Source organism: Nonomuraea turkmeniaca (assembly GCF_005889735.1).
Lineage (GTDB): Bacteria > Actinomycetota > Actinomycetes > Streptosporangiales > Streptosporangiaceae > Nonomuraea > Nonomuraea turkmeniaca.
On sequence record NZ_VCKY01000149.1, the window covers coordinates 1 to 26,095 of the forward strand.

At 67.0% G+C, this 26,095-nt stretch carries 40 protein-coding genes; 38 read left to right on the forward strand and 2 right to left on the reverse strand.

The features are described from left to right. The 13 genes from ETD86_RS34700 to ETD86_RS34750 form a co-directional block, all read left to right on the forward strand. On the forward strand, positions 1-536 hold a 536-nt coding region (locus ETD86_RS34700), incomplete at its 5' end, for a hypothetical protein (protein WP_211370505.1). Between the two features lie 69 nt (positions 537-605). Beyond that, positions 606-854: a hypothetical protein gene (locus ETD86_RS34705; RefSeq protein ID WP_138670877.1), complete on the forward strand. Its 249-nt coding sequence runs from the start codon at positions 606-608 to the stop codon at positions 852-854. Between the two features lie 56 nt (positions 855-910). Continuing rightward, entirely contained in the window at positions 911-1,066 is a 156-nt protein-coding gene (locus ETD86_RS55670) for a hypothetical protein (RefSeq protein WP_170223423.1), read from the forward strand. A gap of 98 nt (positions 1,067-1,164) precedes the next feature. Next, positions 1,165-1,416, forward strand: a complete 252-nt coding sequence (locus ETD86_RS34710) for a hypothetical protein (RefSeq protein ID WP_138670878.1) — start codon at positions 1,165-1,167, stop codon at positions 1,414-1,416. A gap of 1 nt (position 1,417) precedes the next feature. Beyond that, positions 1,418-1,588, forward strand: a complete 171-nt coding sequence (locus ETD86_RS55675; protein ID WP_170223424.1) for a hypothetical protein — start codon at positions 1,418-1,420, stop codon at positions 1,586-1,588. 3 nt (positions 1,589-1,591) lie between these two features. Then, on the forward strand, positions 1,592-2,011 hold the full coding sequence (locus ETD86_RS34715) for a hypothetical protein (RefSeq protein WP_138670879.1): 420 nt from the start codon (positions 1,592-1,594) through the stop codon (positions 2,009-2,011). Beyond that, positions 1,998-2,240, forward strand: a complete 243-nt coding sequence (locus tag ETD86_RS34720; RefSeq protein WP_138670880.1) for a hypothetical protein — start codon at positions 1,998-2,000, stop codon at positions 2,238-2,240. Before ETD86_RS34715 ends, ETD86_RS34720 begins: the two co-directional genes overlap by 14 nt. Further along, entirely contained in the window at positions 2,233-2,460 is a 228-nt protein-coding gene (locus ETD86_RS34725) for a hypothetical protein (protein WP_138670881.1), read from the forward strand. Before ETD86_RS34720 ends, ETD86_RS34725 begins: the two co-directional genes overlap by 8 nt. Continuing rightward, positions 2,453-3,031 carry a hypothetical protein gene (locus ETD86_RS34730; protein ID WP_138670882.1) on the forward strand — a complete coding sequence of 193 codons (579 nt, stop codon included), beginning with the start codon at positions 2,453-2,455 and terminating at the stop codon, positions 3,029-3,031. Before ETD86_RS34725 ends, ETD86_RS34730 begins: the two co-directional genes overlap by 8 nt. Continuing rightward, positions 3,024-3,302 carry a hypothetical protein gene (locus tag ETD86_RS34735; protein WP_138670883.1) on the forward strand — a complete coding sequence of 93 codons (279 nt, stop codon included), beginning with the start codon at positions 3,024-3,026 and terminating at the stop codon, positions 3,300-3,302. The genes ETD86_RS34730 and ETD86_RS34735 overlap by 8 nt, the downstream gene beginning before the upstream one ends. Then, positions 3,299-3,517: a DUF6011 domain-containing protein gene (locus ETD86_RS34740; protein WP_138670884.1), complete on the forward strand. Its 219-nt coding sequence runs from the start codon at positions 3,299-3,301 to the stop codon at positions 3,515-3,517. The genes ETD86_RS34735 and ETD86_RS34740 overlap by 4 nt, the downstream gene beginning before the upstream one ends. 185 nt (positions 3,518-3,702) lie before the next feature. Further along, positions 3,703-4,404 carry a hypothetical protein gene (locus ETD86_RS34745; protein ID WP_138670885.1) on the forward strand — a complete coding sequence of 234 codons (702 nt, stop codon included), beginning with the start codon at positions 3,703-3,705 and terminating at the stop codon, positions 4,402-4,404. A 28-nt stretch (positions 4,405-4,432) separates the two neighbouring features. Beyond that, a complete protein-coding gene (locus ETD86_RS34750) occupies positions 4,433-4,621 on the forward strand; it encodes a hypothetical protein (protein ID WP_138670886.1) in 189 nt (62 codons plus the stop codon). A 395-nt stretch (positions 4,622-5,016) separates the two neighbouring features. On the opposite strand, the gene ETD86_RS34755 is transcribed toward ETD86_RS34750, so the two are convergent. Then, positions 5,017-5,235, reverse strand: coding sequence for a hypothetical protein (locus tag ETD86_RS34755; RefSeq protein ID WP_138670887.1), 219 nt, complete (start codon positions 5,233-5,235; stop codon positions 5,017-5,019). Between the two features lie 167 nt (positions 5,236-5,402). Between ETD86_RS34755 and ETD86_RS55680 the strand changes: the two genes are divergently transcribed. The 22 genes from ETD86_RS55680 (at position 5,403) to ETD86_RS34860 (ending at position 24,011) form a co-directional block, all read left to right on the forward strand. Further along, complete coding sequence (locus ETD86_RS55680) at positions 5,403-5,546, forward strand: hypothetical protein (protein WP_170223425.1); 144 nt, start codon at positions 5,403-5,405, stop codon at positions 5,544-5,546. A 140-nt stretch (positions 5,547-5,686) separates the two neighbouring features. After that, complete coding sequence (locus ETD86_RS34760; protein ID WP_138670888.1) at positions 5,687-5,863, forward strand: HNH endonuclease; 177 nt, start codon at positions 5,687-5,689, stop codon at positions 5,861-5,863. A 176-nt stretch (positions 5,864-6,039) separates the two neighbouring features. Beyond that, positions 6,040-6,483: a phage terminase small subunit gene (locus ETD86_RS34765; RefSeq protein ID WP_484213966.1), complete on the forward strand. Its 444-nt coding sequence runs from the start codon at positions 6,040-6,042 to the stop codon at positions 6,481-6,483. Then, positions 6,464-7,981 carry a terminase large subunit domain-containing protein gene (locus ETD86_RS34770; protein ID WP_246148653.1) on the forward strand — a complete coding sequence of 506 codons (1,518 nt, stop codon included), beginning with the start codon at positions 6,464-6,466 and terminating at the stop codon, positions 7,979-7,981. Before ETD86_RS34765 ends, ETD86_RS34770 begins: the two co-directional genes overlap by 20 nt. 10 nt (positions 7,982-7,991) lie before the next feature. Then, positions 7,992-8,174, forward strand: a complete 183-nt coding sequence (locus ETD86_RS34775) for a hypothetical protein (RefSeq protein ID WP_138670890.1) — start codon at positions 7,992-7,994, stop codon at positions 8,172-8,174. Beyond that, positions 8,171-9,409: a phage portal protein gene (locus ETD86_RS34780; RefSeq protein ID WP_138670891.1), complete on the forward strand. Its 1,239-nt coding sequence runs from the start codon at positions 8,171-8,173 to the stop codon at positions 9,407-9,409. Before ETD86_RS34775 ends, ETD86_RS34780 begins: the two co-directional genes overlap by 4 nt. A gap of 1 nt (position 9,410) precedes the next feature. Further along, the gene (locus ETD86_RS34785) at positions 9,411-10,196 is read left to right on the forward strand and encodes an HK97 family phage prohead protease (RefSeq protein ID WP_138670892.1); all 786 of its coding nucleotides are present in this window, start codon (positions 9,411-9,413) and stop codon (positions 10,194-10,196) included. Positions 10,197-10,267: 71 nt separating this feature from the next. After that, a complete protein-coding gene (locus ETD86_RS34790) occupies positions 10,268-11,509 on the forward strand; it encodes a phage major capsid protein (protein WP_138670893.1) in 1,242 nt (413 codons plus the stop codon). Positions 11,510-11,523: 14 nt separating this feature from the next. Beyond that, a complete protein-coding gene (locus tag ETD86_RS34795) occupies positions 11,524-11,739 on the forward strand; it encodes a hypothetical protein (RefSeq protein ID WP_138670894.1) in 216 nt (71 codons plus the stop codon). A gap of 60 nt (positions 11,740-11,799) precedes the next feature. Beyond that, positions 11,800-12,468, forward strand: a complete 669-nt coding sequence (locus ETD86_RS34800; RefSeq protein WP_138670895.1) for a hypothetical protein — start codon at positions 11,800-11,802, stop codon at positions 12,466-12,468. Continuing rightward, on the forward strand, positions 12,468-12,764 hold the full coding sequence (locus ETD86_RS34805) for a hypothetical protein (RefSeq protein ID WP_138670896.1): 297 nt from the start codon (positions 12,468-12,470) through the stop codon (positions 12,762-12,764). The genes ETD86_RS34800 and ETD86_RS34805 overlap by 1 nt, the downstream gene beginning before the upstream one ends. A 1-nt stretch (position 12,765) precedes the next feature. Next, the gene (locus ETD86_RS34810) at positions 12,766-14,262 is read left to right on the forward strand and encodes a hypothetical protein (RefSeq protein WP_138670897.1); all 1,497 of its coding nucleotides are present in this window, start codon (positions 12,766-12,768) and stop codon (positions 14,260-14,262) included. A gap of 11 nt (positions 14,263-14,273) precedes the next feature. Beyond that, entirely contained in the window at positions 14,274-15,065 is a 792-nt protein-coding gene (locus ETD86_RS34815; RefSeq protein WP_138670898.1) for a head-tail connector protein, read from the forward strand. Between the two features lie 38 nt (positions 15,066-15,103). Continuing rightward, positions 15,104-15,532 carry a hypothetical protein gene (locus ETD86_RS34820; RefSeq protein WP_138670899.1) on the forward strand — a complete coding sequence of 143 codons (429 nt, stop codon included), beginning with the start codon at positions 15,104-15,106 and terminating at the stop codon, positions 15,530-15,532. 12 nt (positions 15,533-15,544) lie between these two features. Beyond that, positions 15,545-15,760, forward strand: a complete 216-nt coding sequence (locus ETD86_RS34825; protein ID WP_138670900.1) for a hypothetical protein — start codon at positions 15,545-15,547, stop codon at positions 15,758-15,760. Between the two features lie 2 nt (positions 15,761-15,762). Continuing rightward, positions 15,763-16,794: a phage tail tube protein gene (locus ETD86_RS34830; protein WP_281287010.1), complete on the forward strand. Its 1,032-nt coding sequence runs from the start codon at positions 15,763-15,765 to the stop codon at positions 16,792-16,794. A gap of 6 nt (positions 16,795-16,800) precedes the next feature. Further along, the gene (locus ETD86_RS34835) at positions 16,801-17,373 is read left to right on the forward strand and encodes a hypothetical protein (protein ID WP_138670902.1); all 573 of its coding nucleotides are present in this window, start codon (positions 16,801-16,803) and stop codon (positions 17,371-17,373) included. A gap of 7 nt (positions 17,374-17,380) precedes the next feature. After that, positions 17,381-17,695, forward strand: a complete 315-nt coding sequence (locus tag ETD86_RS34840; protein ID WP_138670903.1) for a hypothetical protein — start codon at positions 17,381-17,383, stop codon at positions 17,693-17,695. A gap of 155 nt (positions 17,696-17,850) precedes the next feature. Next, the gene (locus tag ETD86_RS34845) at positions 17,851-20,649 is read left to right on the forward strand and encodes a phage tail protein (RefSeq protein WP_138670904.1); all 2,799 of its coding nucleotides are present in this window, start codon (positions 17,851-17,853) and stop codon (positions 20,647-20,649) included. Further along, positions 20,646-23,039, forward strand: coding sequence for a LamG domain-containing protein (locus ETD86_RS34850; RefSeq protein ID WP_138670905.1), 2,394 nt, complete (start codon positions 20,646-20,648; stop codon positions 23,037-23,039). The genes ETD86_RS34845 and ETD86_RS34850 overlap by 4 nt, the downstream gene beginning before the upstream one ends. A gap of 1 nt (position 23,040) precedes the next feature. Continuing rightward, positions 23,041-23,499: a hypothetical protein gene (locus tag ETD86_RS34855; RefSeq protein WP_138670906.1), complete on the forward strand. Its 459-nt coding sequence runs from the start codon at positions 23,041-23,043 to the stop codon at positions 23,497-23,499. Continuing rightward, on the forward strand, positions 23,496-24,011 hold the full coding sequence (locus ETD86_RS34860; protein ID WP_211370506.1) for a hypothetical protein: 516 nt from the start codon (positions 23,496-23,498) through the stop codon (positions 24,009-24,011). The genes ETD86_RS34855 and ETD86_RS34860 overlap by 4 nt, the downstream gene beginning before the upstream one ends. On the opposite strand, the gene ETD86_RS34865 is transcribed toward ETD86_RS34860, so the two are convergent. Further along, positions 24,008-24,364, reverse strand: coding sequence for a DUF3824 domain-containing protein (locus ETD86_RS34865; protein ID WP_138670908.1), 357 nt, complete (start codon positions 24,362-24,364; stop codon positions 24,008-24,010). The genes ETD86_RS34860 and ETD86_RS34865 overlap by 4 nt on opposite strands. Before the next feature lie 213 nt (positions 24,365-24,577). On the opposite strand from ETD86_RS34865, the gene ETD86_RS34870 reads away from it, so the two are divergent. From ETD86_RS34870 to ETD86_RS34880, 3 genes are all read left to right on the forward strand, one after another. Beyond that, positions 24,578-24,853: a hypothetical protein gene (locus ETD86_RS34870; RefSeq protein ID WP_138670909.1), complete on the forward strand. Its 276-nt coding sequence runs from the start codon at positions 24,578-24,580 to the stop codon at positions 24,851-24,853. After that, on the forward strand, positions 24,853-25,449 hold the full coding sequence (locus ETD86_RS34875; RefSeq protein ID WP_138670910.1) for a collagen-like protein: 597 nt from the start codon (positions 24,853-24,855) through the stop codon (positions 25,447-25,449). Before ETD86_RS34870 ends, ETD86_RS34875 begins: the two co-directional genes overlap by 1 nt. Next, a partial coding sequence (locus ETD86_RS34880; RefSeq protein WP_211370507.1) for an N-acetylmuramoyl-L-alanine amidase occupies positions 25,450-26,095 on the forward strand: 646 nt, incomplete at its 3' end.

Consider the following 26,095-nt stretch of genomic DNA (forward strand, 5'->3'; position numbering starts at 1 on the left):
CCCCAAGACCCCGCCCCGACGTAGGAGGCCCGATGCTCATGGCCACCGAGAAGCCGATCAAGGTCACCAGGACCGAGGCGCTTGAGAGCGTCGTCCGGGTTCTCCGACACAACCTCACCAAGGCGGGCATCGACCCGGTCCGCGCGTCCGATGAGGACATCGAAGGCGCGTGGAATCAGATGCAGCACGATGCTGAACCCGGCACCTATGGCGCGGCCTGGGTCGAGACCGTGAACGCCTGGTGCGGCGAGACACGGACGTCGGCCCGGCCCGTCCACCGCCTCGTCCTGAGCATGGTTCGCGGGGCGCAGCCCAAGCGGCGCACCAAGTACCAGGCCACCCACCATCCGATCAAAGTCGCTGAGGTGGAGTGCCCGGAGGTGGACGCCTTCGAGTCGCAAGGCAGGCGCTTCCGCTGCACGGTCTGCGGCAGGGTCCTCCAACGACGTGTCCGCCACCAGCCCGGCGAAGACGGCAAGTTCGGCTACATCGAGCACTACCGCGACGGCTCCACCTACTTCGTTGAGCCCGCCTGACCTTCCTCCGTCCCCGGGAGAGACCTCCTCCCGGGGCCTCTCAACCCCCTCGACAACCAAGGAGCCGAGATGGACCGCATCACGTGGACCGACAAGGGCTACGCGACCCTTGAGGGCAGCGTCAACAAGCTGGCTCTCTTCACGATCAACATGAGCACGATCCGCTCCGGACCCCAGTACTTCCTCGACGCCAAGATCCCGTTCCGCAGCGTCGACATCGAGATGGCAGGGGACGACGACGAGGCTCTCAAGGAGAGCGCGGAACGCCTGCTGGTCGCCTACGTGGCCGCCCTCGGTGCCGCCTTCCCCAACGCCTGACCCTCGTGGCCCGGCTCTTCCCTGCCGGGCCACACACCTACCCCCTGGAGATCGACATGAGCGACGCCCCACCTGACCCCGCGTCGATGAGCGACACGGACCTCATCTTCGCGATGGGCGTCCACGACGACGACTGCACCTGCCCCTGGTGCCTGGAGTGGCACCGCCGCCGTGGCAGCAAGCCTGCTCCCGCCGAAGATCTCGACGACTGACGCCCAGCCCTCTTCTCCCGGTACTGGCCGGGCGAGCGTTCGAAAGCGCGGAGAGGGCGCCCAAGACCAGACCCCCAAGCAACCAAGGAGGAGACGCCATGGCTGTCTTAGACGACCGGATCAAGCGCGGCGACTCGCTGGAACAGTTCGGCCGCAACCAGGGCGGCAGGTACGTCCACGTCATCCGGGGCGGGAAGTTCGTGGAAGGCCGCGAGAACGACGCCCTGTGCTGGGCTGATGTCACGAAGGTCGCCACAGAGAAGGACCGCCGTGACCGGCGAGAGATCTGCTGGAAGTGCGAGGAAGTCGAGCGAGACGCCGCCTCCCCGGACTCCTCCGAGGAGGGCTGACATGGCCGCGAACGATCTGTACCGGAGCATCCTTAAGAGTGAGGCTCGCAGACACAAGGGCAAGGCCGCCTGGGCGCTGGAGCAAGGGATGCCACGGTTGGCCAAGATCCATCAGGAGCAGGCCGACGACGCGCTTAGCAAGCTCGCCGACTCCTCCTCCGAGGAGGGCTGACCGATGGCTGAGATCTCTATCCCTCGCGGCCCTATCCAGGAGCCTCCGTACGAGGCGATCCCGTACACGCTGGGACAGTCCCCGGCGCCGGCGAACCGTGAAGCTCTCCGGGCCGCTCTGTCGCCGCTGGAGTTGGGCGTCTACGACCGGCAGGTGCTCGACTGGCTGTCCGGAGAAGCGCCACAGATCGTCGCCACCGTGTGCTCGCTACTGGCGAGGAAGGAAGCGGAGGCCCGAGCAGACGAACGCCGCAAGACCATCAAGGAGATCGCCGTCCACTTCGACGACATGGTGGTCACCCGCGAGTGGCGGAGACGCTTCGAAGCCCGGCACGCCGAACACCTGGGCAACGGCGTCACGGTCCACGGCCTGCTGTCCGCTGTCGTTGACGAGATCAAGGGGATGGCCTGTGACTCCCGCTGAGGTGATCGAGGACGCGTTCCGGCTCCTCGGAGTGGAGGGGCCGGAAGACGCCGCCACCGTCGTCTTGGGCGCACTCGCCGGCGCAGGGATGGTCGTCGTCTCCGCTGACGACTACCGGCACCTGCTGGACCGCACTGAGCAGTTCGCCATGCACCGCTTCGACGCGGACGATTCCGTGCTGGTCGCCCGCCTCCGTGCCGCCCTACCTGAAAGGACCGCTGATGCGTGACCTCGCGAGACGGTATCTCGCTCGCCTGTTGGGCGTGCCGAGCCCGGCCGACCTGCTGCGCCGCGTTGAGGAGGCCGAGGCGATCATCCGCGCACAGAACACGCTCCAGATCGCCATGTACAACAGCGACTACGAGACGTCCTGGCCGAGGGAGGCCGCCGAGTTGGAGGCGGCCTACTGCGAGCGCTACGCCGTTGACCTGGACGGTGACGATGTCTGAAGACCTCCGCCACCGCTCCCATGGCTCCGAGATCGCGGGCCGTTGCCCCGCCTGCAAGGGGGCGAGCCTGTTCGTAGGCGTGGGCGGGCACGTCACCTGCTCGCGACTGGAGTGCCCCGCCCCGTTCGCCGCTGACGACGCCCTCCGTGAGAACGGATACGCGATCGTCCGCAGTGCCGTGTTGGACGAGGTACGCGGGCGTGCCGAACGCGCCGAAGCAGAGATCGTCACGCTCACCGACTACGGCCTGTCGTGGCGGGAACGAGCCGAGACCGCCGAGCAGGAGGCGAAGCGTCTCGGCAACGAGCTGGAGCGGCTCCGCCTCATCGCCAGCGTCAACCATGGACTGCACCGCTCCGCCCATGAAGAGGCCGACCAAGCCTTAGCCGCCATCGCCTGCGTCCGTGCTCTCCACCCGAGTGCTGAGGAGGCTCACGCAGCCCAGCAAGCCCTCTGTATCGAGTGCTGCACCCCTGCACCATGCCCGACTCGGAAGGCGCTCGACGACTCCCAGAGCCCTACCGTTGAGCCTGAGACACCAGCAGGGGAGGAGACTGAGACCCGTGAATGAGCCTGGGAACGCTGTTGAGGGCATGCTGACCCTCCTCGCCATAGAACCCACACTCCTGCCCCCGGCGCCCGAGCGAGCCGACGGCCGCCACATCGAGCACCGGCGGCGGGACGAGATCCACGACTGTCTCAGGTGCGGTCAACGCGCGATGGTCGCCTACATCGCAAGGTCGATGGTCGCCGACCCTGACCCCGGACCGCGCTGGCTTGACCTTTGCCCGGCGTGCGACTACTGGCTGCGCACCAACTTGCCCGAGGAATGGCGACCGTGACCCTCCTCGACCTCGACGAGCCCGCCACCCGCGACCACGTCACCCGGTGCACTGCCTGCAAGCACACCCTGACCACCCCGGAGTCCCGAGCGCTCGGCATCGGACCCGACTGCGCTGCCAAGCTGGGGATCGCACCACGCAAGCCTCTCCGGATCACCGGGGTTCCGGTGTGGCGCGACTGCGCAGGACAGATGGCACTACTCGACGAGATGTGACGATCTGTGATCTACCGAACAGGCGATATGACGCTATGCGCACATTCAAGCCCGTACGGAACCGATAGATTGATCTCCAAACGCGAGAGCGGCCCCCCACCGCCATGGAGGACCGCCCACGGAACCCAACCCTCGACCCGTCCCTCAACGGTCTTCCCGCAAGAGTAAACCTCGGGGGAGGCCACGTGTCCTACGTCCATCTCGTGACAGAAGACCTGCGATGGGTCGCAGCGTATTGGGAAGACCTCACCGAAGCCCGCCTACCCGGTACCGCGCGGCCGTGGCGGCACCACGACCTCACCACCGACCAGCAACAGGAACGAGACCGGCAGGCGTGGGAGGAACGCCTCGACCGTTCCAGTGTGGCCCCAGGGGAGCACCCGGCACCGCTCGACTTGGGCATCCTCGACACGATGCTGGACGTCCTCGTCAGAGCTGATGACCTCGCAGCCGCCATCGCCCAACACGTCGGCGTCGAACCGTTAGCGCCGCCCCGGCTCGGCGACACTGACGCCCGCCCGTACCTGGAGTTCGCCGCCCAGCACCTCGCCGACGACTTCACTTTCCACGCGGCCCCCGTCGCCCGCACGATGGTCACCCAGGTAGCGCACGCCCTCGCCCTCGTCTTCGACGGGCAACGCCTCGACGTCGAATGCCCCTGGTGCCGCGGCATCACCCCCGACACCCCCGCCGGCGGAGCACGCACCTGGCGCGTCCGGGAGCTGCCCGGCAACCTCATCGCGATCGTGTGTGAGAACCTGTGCGAACCCCCATCGAAGGACGTCGGCACCTGGTGGCGAGGCTCACCTGTCTGGCCGCTCGCAGAATGGGACTGGCTGGCCAAGCGTGTCGAACAGGCCGAAACTAAGGAGAAGATCTCCGCGTAGCCGTCTGACGTGGGATAATAGGGGGATCATGGCCATCCCCCAACCACTCCCTTGCGACGTGCTGCCCTGCCCGGGCGGTGACGTCATCATCGTGCCGCGCGGACAGTTGACGATCAGGCTGACGCCCGAGCAGCGGATGGAGCTCTGCGAACTGCTGTGCGACACACCCGAGACCCTTGTGACCTGGCTTGACAGGAAGCCTGTGGACGACGGATGATCTGAGGCGTGTTCGGCATGTCCGAAACACACCATTAGGCCCCGCCACCGAGCGGGGCTTTCGCGTCTCTGGCGAGGGACGCCCTGCTCCGCCACCTCTCACCCCGTAGAGAACCCCTGGCGGATGCCCCCAGATGTTGGCCCGACCCGCTTCCGGGGGGTCGAGGGCCGGGCCGACATCGCTCCCAAACTCCGGGCGGACGGATTTGAGCCGCACGCCGCATGCTTGCCGTCCGCCCGGCACCAAAGGGGGAGACCCGGTGCTCGACTTCGTTGCCACGGTCTACGAGCGCTTCCACAAGCACCGCTGGCAGCTGGCCGACCTGCTCGTTACCACGTTCGCCACAGTCGAACTCCACAAGTGCCGCTGCGGCCGGTACAAGACCCGGCTCTTCGTCACTCCCGGTACTTCTCGATCCGCGCCAGGTGCTCCGCATCCGCAAGCTTGATCCACCACCATTGAGCCGGCGCCGTCTGATGCAGCAACACGCCGTCGTAGTCTGGCAGCCCATGCTGGGCGCCGCTCAAGTCCACGTGGTAGGCGTGCAACTCCGGCCGCGGCGCGATCCTGCGCCCCTGCTCGTCGTACTCGTCGAACCCCACCCTCGGCGCCACATACCGGGCATGCACACGCTCAACCCGCCACCAGTGGATCGGATCCCCAAACGGGGACACCCAACCGCCCGGGCCACGGTCAGCGGGCCAGTTGTGCAGTTGAACACGGGTCGGCTCCATCCGAACATTCTCGAACACCCACCCTCCGCTACGAACGGAGACCCCCGATGGACGTCCTCCTGCTGCTCGCCATCGTCTGCTTCCTGTCCGGCGCAGTCGTCGCCGGCATCCAGAAGGCCTGGCCCGTCGTCCTGCTCTGCGTGGGGCTGGCCTTCGTCACCATCGCCGAGACCGGCCTCATCAGCGGCTAGTGCCTCTCCGCCCCTGCCTAGGCTGTGGCAGGCCCTGCTCTGGTAGCAGGTGCCCGCCATGCAAGCTGGTCCACGACAACCAGCGGTACGCAGCACGAGGCAGCACAGCAGAGCGCGGACTGAGCGGTGACCATGCCCGCATGTCCCGCCACTACAAGGACACGGGCGCACGATGCGTGTACTGCGGGCAGCAGGGCACCACAGACAACCCCATCACGGCAGGGCACATCATCCCCCGCGCCAGGGGCGGCACCAACGAGCCCACCAACTACCAACCAGAGTGCAGACGATGCAACAGCAGCAAAGGCGCACGCTGACCAGCACACACAGTGACAGGAGAGCTGCATAACAGCAGCTCGCAACTCACTCAGCGTCATCAGTGCAGGTAGGGGGGCGGGTCAAAAGTTGATCACGCCCGCGTAAGGACCCTCGCCCCAGCCTCCTTTTTCTGGCCGCGAAATTCTGATTTCTGGCGTTTTCGGGGGGTTTTGCGATGCCTGCAGGTCGCCCTCCCAAGCCCACAGAGGTGAAACGGCGGCTCGGGAATCCGGGGAAGCGTGCGCTGCCCGTCGAGGGCACGGTGGTGGCGCTTCCGATGGCCGAGGGCGTGCCTGAGTGCCCGGTGGACTTCGGGTTGGAGGCGCGCAGGTTGTGGGAGCGCGTCTGGCAGTCGGGCATCACGTGGATTTCGCCCACGTCGGACGCGGAGGCGGCCGAGCAGGCGTGCCGGCTCGCCGATGACGTCGCTGTGGCTCGTGAGCGGTATCGGGCGACGCGTGATCCTGCGGACGGGCGGATGGTGGCGACGTTCCACCGGGAGCTGGCGTCAGCGTTGAGCTCTCTCGGGTTCGATCCTGCGGCGCGGACGCGTCTCGGCGTGGCTGAGGTGACCCGGGTCAGCAAGCTGGAGGCTCTGCGTGCCAAGCGTGAGGGCTGATGGCTGGCCGCCGCGCTGGCTGACGAAGGTCCCAGAGGCCGACGTTCGCCGCGGCGACGGGGAGCACTGCAGCGAGTTCATCGAGGCGCTGTGCAAGGTCACCAAGGACAGCGTGGCGGGTGCGTCAGGGGCGCCGATCCTGATGCGGCCGTGGCAACGCCAGGTGGTCGGCCACCTTCTCGCGCGCCGGCCGGACGGGCGTTACCGGCACCGGCAAGCACTGATCGGGGTGGCGCGCAAGAACGGCAAGAGCGCGCTGGGTGCCGGGCTCGCCCTGTACGGGCTCGTGATGGGCCCGCAGGGCGGAGAGGTGTACTCCTGCGCCGGCGAGAAGGAACAGGCGCGGATCGTGTTCGGGACGGCTCGCCGGATGGTCGAGATGGAGCCCGAGCTGGCGGACGTGTGCAAGCTGTACCGGGACGCGATCGAGATCCCGTCGACCGGCAGCGTCTACCGGGTTCTGTCGGCGGAGGCGTTCTCCAAGGAGGGCTTGAACCCGACGCTGGTCCTGTTCGACGAGGTCCACGTGCAGCCTTCCCGCGAGCTGTGGGACGTGATGGCGCTCGCGATGGGCGCCCGCGTGGAACCGCTCATGGTCGGCATCACGACTGCGGGTGTGAAGTCTGATTCGACCGGCCAGGACTCGCTGTGCTACTCGCTGTACCAGCACGGCAAGCGGGTTGTGGCCGGCGAAGTGGACGACCCGTCGTTCTTCATGGCGTGGTGGGAACCTGCCGCGGCCGAGGCGGACCACAGGGTGTCGGAAACGTGGCGCGAAGCGAACCCGGGGTACGCAGATCTGGTGGCGGCAGAGGATTTCGAGTCGTCGATGCGGCGCACACCCGAGGCCGAATTCAGAACGAAGCGCTGCAACCAGTGGGTCTCATCTGCGGTGACGTGGCTACCCGCCGGGACGTGGGACGCATGCGCGGACCCGTCGCGGAGGGTCGAGCCGCACTCCAAGGTGGTGCTCGGGTTCGACGGTTCCCGCTCCGGCGACTGCACGGGGCTCGTGGCGGTGACCGTTGAAGAGCGCCCGCACGTCGAAGTACTTGGGCTGTGGGAGAAGCCGCGCGATGAGGTGTCGTGGACGGTGCCGCGGGCTGAGGTGAAGGACGCCGTAAGGGAGGCGTGCCGGCGCTTCGACGTGGTCGAGATCGCCTGGGATGAGTATCTGTGGCTGGACGCGGCCGAGGACCTCGAAGCCGAAGGGCTCCCGGTGGTGATCTTCCCGCAGAACATCTCCCGCATGGGGCCGGCAACGCAGCGCATGTACGAGAGCGTCGTGGACAGCGGCATCACCCACTCCGGGGATCCGAAGCTGGCGCGGCATTTCGCGAACTGCACGACCAAAACGGACGCCCGCGGTACGCGGATCGTGAAGGACAAGCCGAACAGCCCCCGGAAGATCGACCTTGCGGTGTGTGCGGTCATGGCCCGCGAGCGCGCCGCCTACTGGCTGGGCGAACTCGCCTTGACGGGGCCGAACCTGTGGTGAGGAGGAACGCGTGAAGCTGCTCCTCCTTGAGGTGGCGTTCGTGCTCGTCTTCCTGGCCGGGGTGGCGCTGGTGTTCGTGCCGGCGGCACTCATCATCGGCGGCCTGCTCGGCGTGGTCGCTGTAGAGCGCGTCTCGGTCAGAAGGCCGCTGGCGCCGGTGAGTGAGTTGCGCGGGCGGAGGTCAGCGGCGTGAGCTTGTTTGGCCTGTTCGAAAGCCGTTCGCCGGAGAACCCACAGATTCCTCTCACGTCGTCGGCGCTTCTGGACTGGCTCGGCGGGCCGGTGAATGCCTCCGGCAAGCAGGTGACGGAGAAGTCCTCTCTGGCGTTCTCAGCGGTGTGGCGATGCACGGCCCTCATCTCCGGTGTCAGCTCAGCGCTGCCGCTGCACGTGTACCAGGACGGCACCCACGATCGGGTCACGTCCCCGCTGCTGAAGAACCCCCACCCGGAGTTGACCGCCCTCGAACTGTGGCGGCTGACCTTCGTGCACAGGGCGCTGTGGGGTAACGCATACCTACAGAAGGTGCGCGACCAAGGCGGCCGGGTTCGGGAGCTCTGGCCGGTCACCCCTGACCGCGTCCAAGTGGAGCGTGAACGGCCGACCGACGCCAACCCGAGCGGAAAGAAGTTCTGGGTCACCGACGACTGGGGAGCGGTTCACGAACGAACCCCCATGCAGATCCTTCACATGCCCGGCATGGGCTACGACGGCGTGTGCGGAGTCTCCCCTGTGCGCGCCGCGCAGCAGGCGATTGGCCTGGGGCTGGCGGCCGAGGAGTACGGGGCTCGCCTGTTCGGGTCGGGAAACCTCATGTCGGGCATCCTGCAGACCGAGCAGCGGCTGACCCCGGACCAGGCGGACCAGCTCAAACAACGCTGGAAAGCCAAAATGAGCGGCCTGGACAAGGCCCACGACGTCGCCGTTCTCGACTCGGGGGCGTCGTTTCAGCAGGTTTCGATGCCGGCCAAGGACTCCCAGTTCCTCGAATCCAGGACGTTCGAGGTGGAGGAGATCGGCCGCTGGTTCGGTGTGCCCGCTTTCCTGCTCGGTCTCACCTCGAAGTCCACCTCATGGGGCACCGGTCTGGAGCAGCAGGCGATCGGCTGGGTCAAGTTCGACCTGCACCCGACCTGGCTCGCCCCGGCAGAACAGCGGATCACCAAGGAACTGCTCGGCGCCAGCGTGGAAGCCCGCTACAAGATCGAGGGCCTGTTGCGGGGCGACTCCGCAGCCCGGTCGCAGTTCTACAACGTCATGCGCCAGGTCGGCGCGTTCTCCGCGAACGACATCCGCGACCTGGAGGACCTGCCGCCGATCCCGGACGGCGACGTTCGCCTGCAGCCGATGAACATGGTGCCGCTCGGCACCGAACCTGATGACCAGGATGAGGGCGGGCAGCCGCCCGACGATGAGGACGGCGAGTGAGATGACTGTGACCACCGAGGAGCGCCGGCGGCTCGCACTCGCAGCGACCGGCGCTGAACTGCGCGCTGATGACTCTGGCAAGGAACGCTTTGGTGGTCTCGCGTCGCCCTTCGGGGTTCGCGCCGCGATCGGCAATCCGAAGACGTGGGGCTTCTACGAGGAGTTCGCGCCAGGCGCCTACACCAAGACCATGCAGGAAGGCGATCAGCGGATGCTGATCGACCACGACTCCTACTACGTCGTGTCCCGCGTGTCGGCCGGCACGTTGAAACTCTCCCAGTCCGCGCGTGGACTCGAAGTCGACAGCCGCCTCGATGAGGACCTGTCGTACGTGCGGGACCTGAAGGCGAACCTGCGCAACGCCAACATCACCGGCATGTCGATCGGCTTCTACGTCGTCAAGGACACCTGGACGACGATCGAGATTGACGAGGAGGGCGACGACGGCAAGACCCGCGTGTTCGAAGCGGATCTGAGGACCGTCCAGGAAGTGCGGCTGATCGAGGTGTCCGCGGTGACCTTCCCCGCGTTCGTCGACACCGAGGCCGAACTGAACTCCGTCTCCGCAGCCCTGCTGTGCCGCGGCGATGTGGGTGCGATCGAAAGTCGCGCCGTTTACCGTCCCGAACTTCGGGACCTTTTGCAGGTCGTCAAGCGTGAGCCGGGTGAGACCACTCGCGCTGACGAGAGCACCGAGCCGGAGCTTCCCACTCGGCGGCATCTCGACTCGATCGACCTGGCGATGCGGGGACTTTCCGCCCGCTACGGGCTGAAGCTGCCCGCCTGACCCATTCCGATCACAACCCGCACGCGACGCGTGGACGGGGTTGTCGTCATGCCCCGAAGGAGGCACCCGTTATGAGCGACAGGCTCAAGCGGCTCATCGACGAGCGAGCCCAGACGTGGCAGAGGATGCTGGACATCCGCGCCGCAGCCGAGGGCGAGAACCGTGACCTGACCGGCGAGGAGCGCACCAACTGGGACGCCGCCGAGGCGCGCCTCAACCAGCTCGCCGGCGACATCGAGCGCGAAGAGAACTTCGCCAAGCTCGACAAGATCGACCGGTCTCAGATCGTCGTCGCCGGTTCCGGCGGTGAGGTGGAGGAGCGCGAGGCCACCGACCCGGAGAAGCGCTACCAGGACGCGTTCGACGCCTACCTGCGGCACGGCATGTCCGGGCTGCGGGACGAGCAGCGCAACATGCTCATGTCCCGGCAGAGCGAGATCCGCGCCCAGTCCGCCGGCACCAACTCCGCCGGCGGCTACACGGTGCCGCCCGGGTTTCTGGTGCGGATCACGGAGACGATGAAGGCGTTCGGCGGCATCATGAACATCGCCGAGGTCATCACCACCGACACCGGTCAGCCGCTGCAGTGGCCCACCTTCGACGGCACGTCGCAGGTCGGCCAGATCCTCGCGGAGAACACCGCGGAGACGGCGTTGGACATGACGTTCGGCACCAAGACTCTCGGCGCCTTCACCTACAGCTCCCGGTTCGTGCAGGTGTCGCTGCAGCTTCTGCAGGACACGGCGTTCGACCTGGACTCGTGGGTTCCCCGCCAGCTCGGCATCCGCATCGGCCGCGCCGTGTCGACGCACCTGGCCACCGGCACCGGCACCGGCCAGCCCGAGGGGCTGTTCACCAACGCCACCGCGGGCAAGACCGGCACCACCGGCCAGACCACCAGCGTCATCTATGACGACCTGGTCGACCTCATCCACTCCGTGGACCCGGCCTACCGGGCGGGCGCGAGGTTCGTCATGAACGACTCCTCGCTGAAGGTGATCCGCAAGCTGAAGGACGCCGACAACCGGCCCCTGTGGGAGCCGAGCTTGCAGATCGGCGTGCCGGACACGCTGCTCGGCTACCCGATCACCGTGGACCAGGGTGTCGCCGTCATGGCCGCGAACGCCAAGTCCATCGGTTTCGGCGACGTCTCGCAGGCGTACATCGTCCGGCAGGTCACCGGCGGCCAGGTGCTGCGCCTCGCCGAGCGGTTCGCCGACGCGCTGCAGGTGGGCTTCCTTGGATTCCTGCGCCTGGACGCCAAGCCGAACGACTCGGCCGCGTTCCGCGTGTACGCGAACTCGGCCACCTGACCAGGAGGGCAATCATGCCGCGAGTGCGGATGCTGCAGTCCGTCGCCGGGGAGCGTTTCTCGTGGCGGGCAGGCGAGATCGTCGAAATGTCGGCCGCCGACGCGAAGGTGTGGGCTGACGGCTACCGCGGTGAACTGGTTCGCGGCGAGCAGGCGGAGACGCCCGAGCGCAGTCAGGCGGCCCCGGAAACCGCTGCCAGACCGCGCCCGGGGCGACGCAAGACCAGCTAGATCGAATCATGAAGGGGCCGTTCGGCGCGGGCGGCCCCTTCGTCATGCCTGGAGGTAGCCGTGCCGTTCAACACTTCGGGCCAGAATGACGCCCTGTCGGGCGGCATCGGGAACGCCATCACGCATATCGGGGTCAACACGCTGGTGACCGCGCCGCCGACTGACACCACCCCTGGAACGGGGGCCACGGCCGCGGCCACGGAGGCCATAGGTGGGTCCCCTGCGTACGCCCGCCTGGCGGTGACCTGGGCCGCTGCGGCGTCCGGGCAGCGCTCCAATTCGGGCGCGCTGACGTTCGATGTTCCGGCGGGCACCTACGGGTTCCTCACGTTCTGGACGGCGTTGACGGGCAACTCGGGGACGCAGTACCGGGGCTGGGCGCCGATCAACGGCAGCGTGAAGGGGTTCTTCAGCGTGGACACCACGCTGGCCAACGATGCGCTGTTCAGCGTCGCCCACGGCTTGGCCGACGGCGACCGGGTCCTTCTCATGAACGTGTTCGCCGAGTCGCTGCCTACCGGGCTCACCGAGGGGGCGGCGTACTACGTGGTGAACAGCACGGCGAACTCGTTCAAGGTGTCCAACTCGCTGGGCGGCGCCGCGGTGGACATCTCTGCCGTCGGCGGCGGCGAGGGGTTCTTCCAGAAGGTGATCCCCGAGGTGTTCGGCGCGCAGGGCCAGATCACCGTGGCGGCTGGCGCCCTGGTGCTCGACGCGACGGGGATCTGATGGTAGCGGGCCTGCAGGTCACACAAGCAGAAGTCAACGCCCAGGCTGGGACGATCGCGCGAGCCGTGTTCGCGGCGCTCGGCAACGTGCAGGAGTTCAAGGCGTGGCTGGACACGGTCGCTGTCGGCGACCTGGAAACTCTCGGGTTCTCCACCGCGGACGCGAACACCCTGAAGTCCGCCTTCTCTGACCTGGCCGACATCGCCGGAGTTTTCCAGGGCAGCGCAACTGCGCGAACCCTTCCGTACGACTACCGCACCTTCGCCAAGCGGCTGATCGGAGTGGGGGTCTACTAGTGTGGCAACCCCCACGATCGTCGAAGTCCTCTCCGACAGCGACAGCGGTGCCGCCGCTTCTGTAACGACAGGCGCGGGTACCCAGGTCGGTGACCTGTTGGTCGCCGCGTTCGGCAACAACTACTTCGACGGCGCCGGCATGGCTGCGCCGACCGGCACTGCGGGTACCTGGACGCAGAAGGCGTATGGCGACGCCGGGATCAACACGGCCCATCTGCGGCTCTACACCCGTGAGGTGACCTCCGGCGGCGCGCAGACCGTCACCGTCAGTCCGGTCTCCAGCGAAGAGGTCTACCTCTTCGTGCACGTCCTGCGTGGCTGGTCGGCGGTCGACGACGCCCAGTCGAACGCGTCAGCAACGCAGACCACCAGCCCGGTGGCGCCGTCGGCCACAGCCACCGGTGTGGATGACCTGCTGTTGTGCTTCTGGCAGACCGGCGCCCCACATGGAGGCCCCACCTTCACGGCCGCACCCAGCGGCATGACCGACCTGCAGCAGGTCGCCGACCCCGCGGGCCCGTTCAGCCGACTGGGGACCGCCCGGCAGACCCTTGCGGCGTCTGGCGCGACCGGCACCCGCACGGCGACGATCAACTCCGCAAGCCAGTACGCGGCCTGCTCGATCGTCATCGCCGGTGCGAGTTCTGGCGCGGCCGGCTCAGGCCGGACCACCCTCGCTGCGACCGCGACCAGCGCGGCACGGAAGGTGGCGGCAGTCTCTGCCCGCGCCTGCGTTGCTGCGCTCGGCCGCGCGGTAGCCAGAAAGGCCGCCCCGGCCGGTGGCCGGACTGCAGTCGCCGTGGTGTCGGCCGGTCTGGCGAAGAAGGCTGCGCCGGCCGCCGGTTCCGGCGCGACCGTCGTCGCGGGACGGGCGGTAGCGCGGAAGTCGGCGCCGAGTGCGGGGCGCGCGGCAGCGATCGGGTTGCCCCTGGTGGCCGCCCACAAGCTCGCCGCTGGCACCGCTGCGGCTCCACTCGCCAGCGTGTGCTCGGCCGCCGCATCCAAGAGGGCCCCAGCGGTTGGCGTGACAGCGGCCGCGGTGTGGTCGTACCGGTCGCAGGTCGTCACGCGGCCGGTAACTGCGGTCTGCTCGGTCGCGGTCGTCGGGTCCGCCGCAGCCCGCAAGGTACTGCCCGCGTCGGCAGTGACGCTCCTGGCGGCCTACGGCCGGGCGTCCGCCGCGCATGTCGCACTCGCTGCCGGGGCGGCGTCCGCCGCGGTGACTGGCCGAGCGCAGACGGGTCGAGTCTCTGTGGTCACGGGCCTTGGGGTGCTGTCGGTCGCGGCCTCGGCAGGGGCTCGTAAGGCTGCGCCTGCGGCTGGTCGCGCGTATGCGCTCGTCCTGCCGCTGCTGGTCGTCCCGCAGGAGGAGGCCGACCTGGCTGGGTCGCTGCGGGCGGCTGACGGCCCTCGATCTCATCTGGCCACCAGCGCGGACCGTGTTGCTGTCTTGTCCTCAATGTCGTCGTCTGCGGTCCTGCGAGGGGGTGACGAGTGAGCATGTACGGCGTGGGCGCGGTCGTGCGCCTGTCCACCTCGGTTCGAGACAGCGCGGGCGTTCTGGTGAACCCGGCGTCCATCCAGGTGACCATCCAACTGCCGGACGCCACCACCGTAGGGCCGTTCACGCCCACCAATGACGGCGTCGGCCTGTACCACTACGACTACCTCACGGCGATGGCGGGCCGGCACATCGCCCGCTGGGCCACCATCACGCCCACATCCAACGATGAGGAGCCATTCGAGGTCGCCCCCATGTGGGGCGAGGCCGGGATCCTGTCGCTGGGCGAGGCGAAACAGCAGCTCAACATCGACGCCACGGACACTGCCGACGACGAGGAGATCCAGGGCTTCATTCGCTCGGTGACGGCCATCTGCGAACGCTATGTGGGAGCACTCGGCCGGACCACCTACACAGAGAAGCATCGCGGCGGCTACATGCTGGCCTTGAACCGGGCCCCTGTCCTGTCGGTGACGTCCGTCGTTGCGATCGAGACAGGCGGCGTCGACCAGGCGGTGGCCGACCTGGACGTGGATCTGCCGACAGGGATTGTGCAGCGCAAGGACAGCGCGAAGATGTGCGGCCCATTCAGGGTCACCTACCTGGCCGGCCGGACCAACATTCCGCCGAACGTCCGGCAGGCGGCGCTGCTCCTACTGCAGTTCATGTGGGAGACACAACGCGGCCAAATTGGTGTACGCGTCGGCGGCTCCGACGCCGACTATGACCCAAGGGTTGGGTTCACCCTGCCGCGCCGTGTGATCGAGCTGCTCGGTGAGCAAGCGCCAGGGATCGCATAGTGGCCACGTCACGGGTTCCAGACGTCATCGACGCCCTGGTGGCGTTGTTCCAGGCCGCCCCCGCCCTGAACGGCGTGAAGGTCGTGGATGGGCCTCTCGTCACAGGCAACCCACTGCATGAGGTCATCTTCGTTGGCTACGACGGCAGCCGCCAAGGTGAAGGTGACGGCGAGGCTGTCGACCTTCGACAGGAGTGGGCGTCGATCGGCCAGAAGGCTAAAGACGAGACGTTCACGGTGACCTGCGCCGTGGTGGTGTGGAGCGGCTCCACAAAAGTGAGGCCGATCCGAGAGCGGGCGTTCGCCCTCTTGGCGGCGGTTGAGGACGCGCTGCGGGCGGACCCTTCACTCGGACTACCGCCGCCCACGATCGTGGCGTTCGTCTCCGGATCGCTCTTCCAAGAACAGCCGGACACCGGCATGCAAGCCCGGATTCCGTTCCGCATCGCCGTACAAACCCGCATCTAGGAGGACAGGCCGGTGGCCAGGTTCAAAAACATCAGCGGTGAGGATCGCCGCGTCGGTCGTGCCGATGGGCCGCTCGTGGAAGCCGGAACGGTCACGAGCGTGGACGGGGCGGTGACTGCGCAGACCGACGACGCCTACATCGTCGGCGAGGGTGATGACGCTCGGGCGTGGCCCAAGGCGACGTGGGAGCTCCTCCCCGAGCCCAAGAGCAGCGGGAAGGGTGAGTAGCTGTGGCGACTGGAACAGGTCTTGACGCGCAAGTTGGTCTTGCTGCTGAGAGCACGGTTGGAACGCCTGTCACGGTGACGCGTTTCCTGGAGTTCAACAGCGAGTCGTTGGCGTGGATGCCGACGTTCGTCGAGCCCACGGGCTTGCGCGTTGGCAGGAAGTTCAAGCGCGCCTCCCGGCTGGTGCAGTCCCGCAAGACGGTCGAAGGCTCCCTGGATCTTGAGTGGGCGACCAAGGGCATGGGCCTGCTGGTCGCGCACATGCTCGGCTCCGCCGGGGTGCCTGTGGTGATCGGTGCGACGACGGCGTTCAAGCAGATTCACACGCCGGGCGGTTTCGTCGGCAAGGGTTTGACGGTGCAGGTCGGCCGTCCCGAGCCCAGCGGTACCGTGAGGGCGCACACCTACACCGGCTGCAAGATCAAGTCGTGGGAGTTCAAGCTCTCCTCAGACGGCATCGCCACCCTCAGCCTGGAGTTCGACGGCTGGGACGAGAGCACGGCAACCGCTTTGGCGACTGCCTCGTACGTGGCCGGTTCGGAGGTGTTCAACTTCCAGCAGGGCACGTTGAAGTTGGGCGGCACGCCGGCGACCGCGTCCGGTGAACTGTCCGTTACCGGGGGCGTTGCGGTCACCACGGTCATCACCGAGATTTCGATCAAGGGCGAGACGCCGTTGGCCACCGAGCGGTACGGCATCGGGCAGTCCGGCGTGAAGAGGGAGCAGCTCGAAAACGACATCCCTACCATCACCGGCAGCCTGTCGGCGGAGTTCAACCGCACCGAGTTGTACGACTTGATGAAGAACAACACGACGTTCGCGCTTGACTTCGCCCTGACCGGCAGCGCGATCTCGGGCGGCGGCGGCAACAACAACCTGCTGTCCTTCATTCTGCCAGCGTGCAAGTTGAAGGAGGCCGCTCCTACGGTCGAGGGCCCGGACATTGTGCAGATGACCAGCGCATTCGAGGGTTACGACAACGAGGTTGACGCGCCCATTCAGGTCAAGATCGTATCTTCCGACACGACGCTGTAGGGCCGCATGCCAGCGGACCTCAAAATCACGGGCGCCGAGCAACTCGCCGCGCTGGCCAAGCGATTCAAGCAGGTAGGCCCGAAAGGCAAAGACCTTCAGAAGGAGCTCCGCAAGGCGATCCGGACCGGGGCGAAGCCTGCTCTGGTGGCCACAAGGACCGCGGTCAAGACCATCCCCGTGGTGGGGGTGAAGCAGTCCGGCGGTCACAAGGCACGCGAGGAGCACACGTTCAACCGGTCGAAGACCAAGGACGAGGCGAAGCGGCGGAAGCGGGCTCAACGTGTATCGGGGCTACGCCAGACGGTCGCGGCGGCTGTTCAGCTCAAGGTTGCGACCGGCTCCCGCACGCCGAGGGTACGGATCTTCGTGGATGAGGCGCGGATGCCTGAGGATCAGCGCACCCTGCCGAAACATTTGGACTCCGAGACGGGCTGGCGCCATCCGACCTTCGGGAAGTCGCCGTGGGTCAAGCAGTACGGCAAGCCCTGGTTCGAGACGACGATCCGCGACCACCTCGACAAGGTGCGCTCCACCATCCTCAAGGCGATGGACGACATCGCCGACAAGATCGAAGGGTAACGGGGGAATGGCCAAAATCCACATCGGCGATGACAGCGTCGAGTTCGACCTGAATCATTTGCCGCTGCATGAGGGCATTGCCCTGCAGAAGGCGACAGGGTGGCGGATCAAGCAGCTCGTCGAAGCGCTCCAGGACGGCGACATGCTCGCCATCGCCGGGTTGGCGTGGCTGGCGCTCAAACGTATGGGCAAGGATGTCACGTTCGCCGACATCGAGTCGGGCGTCTACCCGATCGACCTCGCTTCGATCTCCGTGGATGTGGAGGAGGAGCCGGACCCTTCCCTAAACGGCGAGGCGAAGACCTCGCCGGCAAACGCCTGAAGTACCTCACGTCGCTCGCCTACCACTTCGGTGTGCGGCCGTGGGAGACCTACCTGCTGTCGGAGCAGGAGTTTGAGCTGCTCTGCGTTGCGGTCGACGAACTGAATAGGCAGGCGAAAGCCTGATCCCACGCTGGGAGGTGCTCCGTGGCCTCCATGGCGTTCGACATCTTCGCCCGCGACCACGCGAGCAGGGTGTTCGACAAGGTCGGCGACAACGCCCAACGGCTCGGTCGCCGGATCGAGGGCGCCGGGTCGTCCACGGGTGGCCTGTCGGCCAACCTGCGGGAGCTGAACAGCGCCTCGTCTGGGCTGGACCTCAACCTGGGCCGGATCGCCGGCCAGATGGGCGCGCTGGTCGGGTCGGCCGCCTCGCTCGCCTCCAAGGCGTTGGCAGGCGCTGGCGCCCTCGCCACGCTCGGTGCTGCCGCTGCCTCCGCGGCCGGGTACACGGTGGCGCTGGCGGCGTCGATCGCGCCTTTGAGCGGGCTGCTGGCAGGGCTGCCCGGGTTGGCCTTGACGGGCGCCGCGGCGTTCGGAGTGTGGAAGCTTGCGACCGCCGGTTTGGGCGAGGCCTTCGGCGCCGCTCTGTCGGGCGACCTGGAGGGCTTCGGCAAGGCCCTCAATAAGATGTCGAGGGGCGGGCAAGCCCTTGCCCAGGAGTTCGATGCTGCTGTCCCTGCTCTGCGGGCGTTCCAGGGCGCCGCCCAGGATGCCTTCGCCGGGCAGCTTTTGGGCAGCCTGTCAGGGTTCGTCGCAGCGCTTGACGGGCTCAAGCCCCACATTGCCGGGCTGGCGGGCGAGTTCGGGACGCTGGTACGCGAGGCCCTGGTCTTCGCGACGGCGGAGAAGAGCATCAACCAGTTCAACATCATCCTGGACAACACCGGCAGCTTGGTTTTCGCTCTGCGCAACTCTCTGCAATCGCTGCTGACCGGTTTTTTGGATTTGGCCGTCGTCGGCAGCAAATGGCTCGACGGTTTCTCTGGCGGGCTTCAGAACGTCCTGACCAAGTTCGGCATGTGGATGTCGGAGGTCTCCAGGAGCGGCAAGGCGCTTGAATGGCTGAACGACGCCACCGTCGTACTTAAGCAGCTCGGCGCCCTAGTAAAGGACGTCTTCGGCATCCTCGCCGGGCTCCTGAAGGCGGCGGAGGCGGCGGGCGGTAGCGCCCTGGGCATCCTCGGCAGTTTGGTCGACAAGCTCAACGAGTGGGTGAACAGCGCGAAGGGCCAGGAGACCCTGGTCCAGATCTTCAAGGCGCTGAACGAAGTAGGCCGCGCCCTGCTGCCGGTCGTGACGGCGCTTGTCGGGGCGCTAGCAGCGATCGCCCCCGAAGCCGCAAAGATCGCTACGGCATTGGGTCCGGTGCTGGCCGGCGCCATCTCCGCCCTGGGCCCCGCGATCGCCTCCATCGGTCCGGGGATCGTCGCCGTAATCCGCGCGCTCGGGCAGGCGGTCGACACGCTGGCGCCCACCTTGCAGCCGCTCGGGCAGGCCATCGGCGCCGTGTTCGCCGCCTTGGCGCCGCTCCTGCCGGTGGTCGGCCAGCTCGCCGCGCTGTTCGTGACGAGCCTCGCGTCCGGCATCCAGTCGATCATCCCGACGCTGCAGGTCTTGGTCGAGAACGTCGGGCGGATGCTGCTGAATCTGGCGCCGGTCATTCCGCTGTTCTTCCAGCTCGCGGCGGCGATCATCAATTCGTTGGTGCCTGCGCTGGCTCCGCTGCTGCCGCAGGTTGCCGCGCTGATCACTCAGCTCATTCAGGGGCTCGTGCCTGCGCTGACGCCACTGATCCCGATCATCGCTCAGATCGTTGCGGTGATCGGGCAAACGTTCGTCGGCGTGCTCGGGGCTCTCGTTGCCAAGGTGATCGAGATTCTTCCGCCGCTCAGTGAGATGGCGAAGATTCTCGGGCTGGCGCTGCTGGACGCTCTACAGAAGATCGGCCCGCACCTGCCTGCCTTGGTGGATTCGCTGCTGGACTGGCTCCCGGCGATGGTCGGTCTGCTGCCCAGCCTCACCTCACTGGCGGTGTCGCTGCTGCCGAGATTCCTCGACTCCCTTGACAAGATCCTGCCGCTGGTTCCGGGCCTGATCACGTCGATGATCCAGCTCAACCAGGTGATGTATCCGCTGATCCCCATAGTCGCGGATCTGCTGGAGAAGCTGGCCCCGTACATCCCGCTGTTCATCGAGCTGGCGGCCGTGATCGCGATTCAGTTGATCCCTCCGCTGACTCGTTTCCTGGAAGTGGTGACCCGGACGGTCGGCGGTGTGATCACGAAGTTCGCCGAGCTGTATGACCGGCTCGTCGGACACTCGATCATCCCCGAGCTGATCCTGGGAATCCAGATGTGGATCGCGAAGCTGCCCGGCATGTTCAGCGAGTGGGTCGGCAAGGCGAAGGATTGGGCGATCGACCGGTTCAACGAGCTGGTGAACTGGGTTCGCGGCCTGCCGGGGCGGATCGCGAGCGCGTTGGGCAACATGGGCAACGCCTTGTGGCAGGCGGGCCGGGATCTCGTGACAGGTTTCTGGAACGGCATCGTGTCGCTCTGGAACTGGCTGGTCACAAACGTTCAGAACCTGTTCGGCGGGCTGGCGGGCTGGGCCAAGAGCATTCTTGGTATCGCGTCGCCGTCGAAGGTGTTCGCGGAGATCGGTAAGCAGATTCCGGCCGGTATGGCGCTCGGCATCGCCAAGAGCGCCGGGCTGGTCGAGTCGGCGGTTCAGGGCCTGGCTGGTGTGGCCACGGTCGGCGCGACCGCTCAGGTTGGTGTGGCGGCGGCAGGTGGCGGGTCGGTGCCGATCGCGCCGCAGGGCGGTGGCCTGGTCATCAATCTGCACTTCACCGGGCAGCCACTGGTGAGCCGGGATGAGATCACGCGTCTGGTGGTGGCGGCGCTGAACGAGGCCAGGGGTCGGGGCTTCAACCTGGGGCTCACATCATGACCATGCCGGACGTTTGGTGCGAGATTGCGTTCGTCAAGGACTCCTCTGACGGCTCTCCACTGTGGCGCGACGTGTCCAGCGACGTGGAGTGGCAGGAGGGCGTACGCATCTCCCGCCGCCGTTCGCATGAGCTGGACGAGATCCAGCCGGGCACTTTGAGTCTGACGCTGAACAACCCTGACGGCAGATATACGGCGGGCAATGTCAGCAGTCCGTACTACCCGAACGTGAAGATCAATCGCCCGATTCGCATCAGGGCCCGCTGGCCGGCCGGGTCGATCAACATGCTGCAGGAGGGGCAGGCGAAAGGCTCGAATGCGTCGTTGTTCGCTGGCTCGTTCGGGACAGTGGTGGTCGATAACGCGATCTTCCCGGCGGGGCAGACGTCGTCGGTCAAGTGGACGGGCTTCGGGACCGGGAACCTTTTCCGGGTCGGGTCCAAGTCGACGACATCGGCGACCGACCAAGCGCTGCTGGTAGAGCCGGGGCGCACATATTCGGTCCGCTGCCAGGCACGGCGGGACACGAACACGGCGTCGGTGCGGGCGAGGATCAGGTTCTACGACAAGAGCGGCGTGGTCCTCACCGATACCAACGGCAGCACGGTGGCGCTGACGACGTCGTTCCAGCCGGTGAGCGCGTCGGCGACGGCCCCAGCGAACAGCGTGTACGCCCGAACGCTGTTGGAGTGCACGATCGCGGCGGCGTCAGCGATCGTCTACTCGTCGGCGTGGCAGTTCGAGGATGGCGCCGCACCGACAGCATGGGTGTCGCCCGGCACCGAGTACATCGAGTACCGCGGATTCTCCGATAAGTGGCCGCACAGCTGGACCAACGGTGTGCTGGGCAAGGTGCAGCTCACGGGAACCGACCGGATGAAGCTGCTGTCCCGTCAGCGCATCAGCCGTGACGCCCTGGTGGAGGAAACGCAGGCGACGTTTCCGCGCTTCTACTACCCGATGAGCGAGTTTGCGGGTGCGACGGCGGCAGGCAACGCGGCGTCGGTGGCACAGCCGGATCTGTCCGTCATTCAAACGGGCGCCGGCGGAGCGCTGACCTTCGGTGAGACAGACGGGCCCCTGGGGAGCGCGATCGTCGGGTTCGCGCCGGTCGATCCGGAGAACGGGAAAAGCCTCGGAACGCAGGGACTCAGTGTCCTTGGCGGGCAGCCGGGGCTGACGATAGCGGCCTGGTTCGTGTGCGCCTCGTCGGGGCAAGGGGACGGCATCACCAGCATCATCAACCTCTCCGACGGCACCGGCGGAGGCATCCATCACCGTTTCGGTTACCGGTACGCCACCGATGAGGTTGATTTCGGCAGCATGGTGAGCGGTGTCGGCAGCGGCGCGGGCTTCGGTTTGAACCTGCGAGACGGTCTGCCGCACCATTTGGTGTTCGTCGGCGAGTTCTCGGGCGGTTTCCTTCAGCAGCGCATCTGGGTTGATGGGTTTCAGCATCTCAACACCGGCACAGGCATTCCCGGCAGCGTGTGGCCGAGCACCGCTTCATGGCTCGTGGTGGGCTCGCAGGCCTTCGACGCTTTCCAGCGCAACCTGTTCAACGGGTACATCGGGCAGGTTGCCGGGTGGAATCGAGCTCTGACGCTTGCCGAGATCACCAATCTGTACGAGGCAGGGAGTGCCACCACCGAGCAGGCCGGGGCCCGCATCAACCGCGTACTGGAGTGGGCGGGTGTCACCGACCGCGCTATCGACGCTGGCCAGTCCGATCTCGACATCTCTGCCTATGGCACGTCCGGCTCCAGCTTGCAGGACGTCCGCGAGGCGGCTCTGTCCGACGGCGGCGTCTTCTTCGTCTCCCGCGATGGCACCTCGACCTTCCATGATCGGGCGCGACGGCAGAGCCCCGGCATCGCCCCCGTCATCGGTTTTACCGCCGACCAATGCGGCACAGACCTCGACTTCGTGATCGACGATACGTTGTTGTTCAATGACATCACCGTGACCAGGAGAGGCACCTCCACCCGAGTCACGGATGACGACAGCATCGAGGAGTACGGCCAGTACACCACCAGCATCCCGACCGTCCTGGCCAGCGATCTCGACGCCATCAACCGCGGCCAGTACATGCTCGGGAGCTACGCCGAACCTGCCCCACGCGCCGGTCAGGTCACCGTCGAAGCCCGCTCGAATCCATCGCTGTGGCCGTCCCTGCTTGGCTGCGACATCGGTCACCGGCTCGTCATCACCAGCCTGCCAGCCTCGGCCCCCGCACCCTCGGTGAATCTATGGGCTGAGGGTGTTCAGCAGCTCATCACGGATGAGTCCTGGCACTTCACGCTCGACACGTCCCCGAACAGCAACAGCACGGCGATCCTTCTCGATGATCCCGTTTTCGGCCTCCTCGACAGCAACCGCCTGGGATGGTGACATGATCCGTTCCCCACTCCGTACCGCCGCCCACCTCATCGGGGCGCAGCGGCCGATCCGGCGGCTGGAGGATTACCTCGACTGGCTCGACAGCATCGCCGCCGCACGCCAGCTGCCGCCCAAGCCGCGGCCGAACGGCCACAACCCCACCCTCGGCGCCGCGTACGCGCGCGTGGACGATGGCCGCTGGCTTGCTGACTGCCCGGCTGGGTGCGGCAGCGCCTGCGACCTTATCCCGGGCGAGACCCGCTGGTGGTGCACCGAGTGCGCCAACGGCGGCACCGGCCACACCGCCCCCTTGATCTGGCCGGACGCGGTCGACAAGCTGACGGTCAACCTGGAGTCGCTGCCGCGCCCCCTCCAATTCTGGCCGTGCCGCTCCTGCGTCCCGCGCCAACGCGACGGCAAAGACCTCTGCCTCAGCTGCCAGGGCATGCAAGGCCTGGAGGCGCAGCCGTGATCGTCCCAACGCCGCGCACGTGGACGGTGGGTGAGCTGCTCACCGCAACCAAAATGAACGCCGACGTCCGGGACGGCTTGAACTTCCTTCTCTCCCCGCCATACGCGCTGCTCACCAGGTCCAGCGTTCTCTCGATCCCCAACAACGCCGTCAACGCGATCGCCTGGAACGCCGAGACCATCGACCGCGATGGCGGACACTCCACTGTGACGAACCCATCGCGCTACACCTGCGCCACCGCCGGATACTACGAGGTGTGGGGCTACATCAAATGGGCGACGGTGGCCGGCGGCTACCGGGCATGCGAGATGCGCAAGAACGGTGGCGGCCCCGCCAACGTTGACTACCGGCCGCTGCCCAGCTCGAATGAGGCCGCCAACCAGGTGAGGGGCGATTTCTTCCTCAACGTCGGCGACTACATGGAACTGTGGGCGTTCCAGAACTCCGGCGGCAGCATCAACATCGACAACGGGTTCGGCACGACGTTCGGAATCCGCTGGATCTCGACCTAGTAGCCGGGCGGCACCTGCGGCGGATAGGGCGGCTGCTGGTAATGCACCTGCTGGACCGGCAGATGCCGGGTGACCCGCCAGCCGATGAAGCTGACCGGAATGGCGACGATCAGCCAGAAACCGATCGTGATCAGCGCCAGCCACCAGTGCAGGAACACCCACAGACAGCCATGAATGATCATGGCGATCGGGTTGAACCCCCACTCCTTCACCGTCGTGTACTGCACGGGCCCGTACTGCGGCCCTGACGGGACCGGCATGTGCGGCTGGCTGTAGGGCTGCGGCTGGTACGCCTGCGGGTACTGCGGGCCCGACTGCTGATACGGGTCATGCGGCTGAGGCGGGTAACCCATAGAGCGGCTCCAGAGACTAGAGGGCGCGACGCTGTGGGACGTTCCAAGCATCCCCCTGGTTGACCACGATTGCGTGTCCACATCCGGACACCTCCCAAGCGTGCCGTCCCGCTGGTTGAGGGTGCGGGCGGGACGGCACCCCACCTACCCCCTGCGAGGAGCGATGTGGCCGATGAGCCGTCACCGGGCGAACTCAGTCGCCGGATTGATCACGTGACCACATCTCTCACGGGGTTCGTCCAGCGCGCCGAGTACACCGCTGACCGCCGCTACGACGACCGCAGGTTCGCGGAGGTCGAGGCGGACGTCGCAGAGTTGCGGCGCCAGCTCACCGAGGACCTGAAGGCGCTCAAGGCGAGCATCGATGCGGCCACGGAGAAGCGCGGCACCAACGTGAGGCAGGCCGTGTACGCCGGGCTCTTACCGGCGCTGTTCATGATGGTCTCGATCGTGGTGCAGATCTGGCTCGCCGCGAAGGGCGGGTCCTGATGGGCGAGCACGTGCGCAGGGTGCGCCGTAACTGGCTGGTCATCTCGATAGCCGCCGTGGTGGCGCTGCTCGGGCTGTGGGCTTCCGTCCAGATCAACGCGCTCGGCGAGCAGCTCCGCAAGTCGGAGGAGAACCAGCACGTCCTTTCCGAACAGGTCGAACGCCTTGGCGGCGTTCCGCTGGTATCCCCAAGCGCAGGCCCGCGCGGTGAGCGTGGCGAGGTCGGCCCGTCCGGTCCGCCCGGGCAGACGATCGTCGGGCCTCGCGGATCCCCGGGACCGAGCGGACCGCCAGGAAGATCCGGCCGGGATGGAGTTGTGGGCCCCACAGGGCCGCCTGGAGTAGCGGGAAGCCCCGGCCCTCGAGGGGAGCCGGGACAGACCGTCACCGGCCCACCAGGTCCCAAGGGGGAAGCCGGTAAGGACGGCGCCGATGGCAAGGATGGCGCGGACTCCACCGTCCCAGGGCCTAAGGGTGAGAAGGGCGATCCGGGCCCGCCGCCGAGCTCCTGGACGTTCACCTGGCTCGGCACCACCTACACGTGCACCCCCGACTCGTCGGGATCCACCCACTACACCTGCAAGCCGGGAGGCTGAGTGAAGGTCATCACGCGTGCCGGGTGGAACGCCCGCGACCCGAAGAACGTGAACACGGTGCCCTGGTCGGTGCGGACGGAGTTCTTCGTCCACCACACAGACGGGCCGAAGACCCAGACCATCAAGTCGATCCAGGACTTCCACATGGGGCCTTCAAGGGGCTGGTCCGACGTGGGCTACAACTTCCTGGTCCGCGAGGACGGCACCATCTACGAGGGCCGCGGCTGGACCGTCGTGGGAGCGCACTGCCCAGACCACAACCGGACCGGCATCGGCGTCGCCTACATCGGCTCCAACAACCCGACCGACGCGGCGAAACGCTCAATCCGCTGGCTGTACGACGAAGCATGCAGGAAGGCCGGCCGGAAGTTGAAGCAGTTGGGCCACGGAGACCGGTTCGCCACCGCATGCCCCGGGCCGAAGCTGCAGGCGTGGGTGGATGCCGGCATGCCCGTATCACCTTCCTCAAAGCCGACCTCAAAGCCAGCCACCTCGTGGACGGAGGACATCGTGAAAGACCTGCCCGTGCTCGAGGTCGGGGACGACTGCTACGACGTGAAGACCTTGAGGGCGAACCTCTTCGCCCGCGGCGGCCTGAACGAGAAGGTGTACGGCGGCGCCGTAGGGCTGCGGTCCTGGCTGGAGT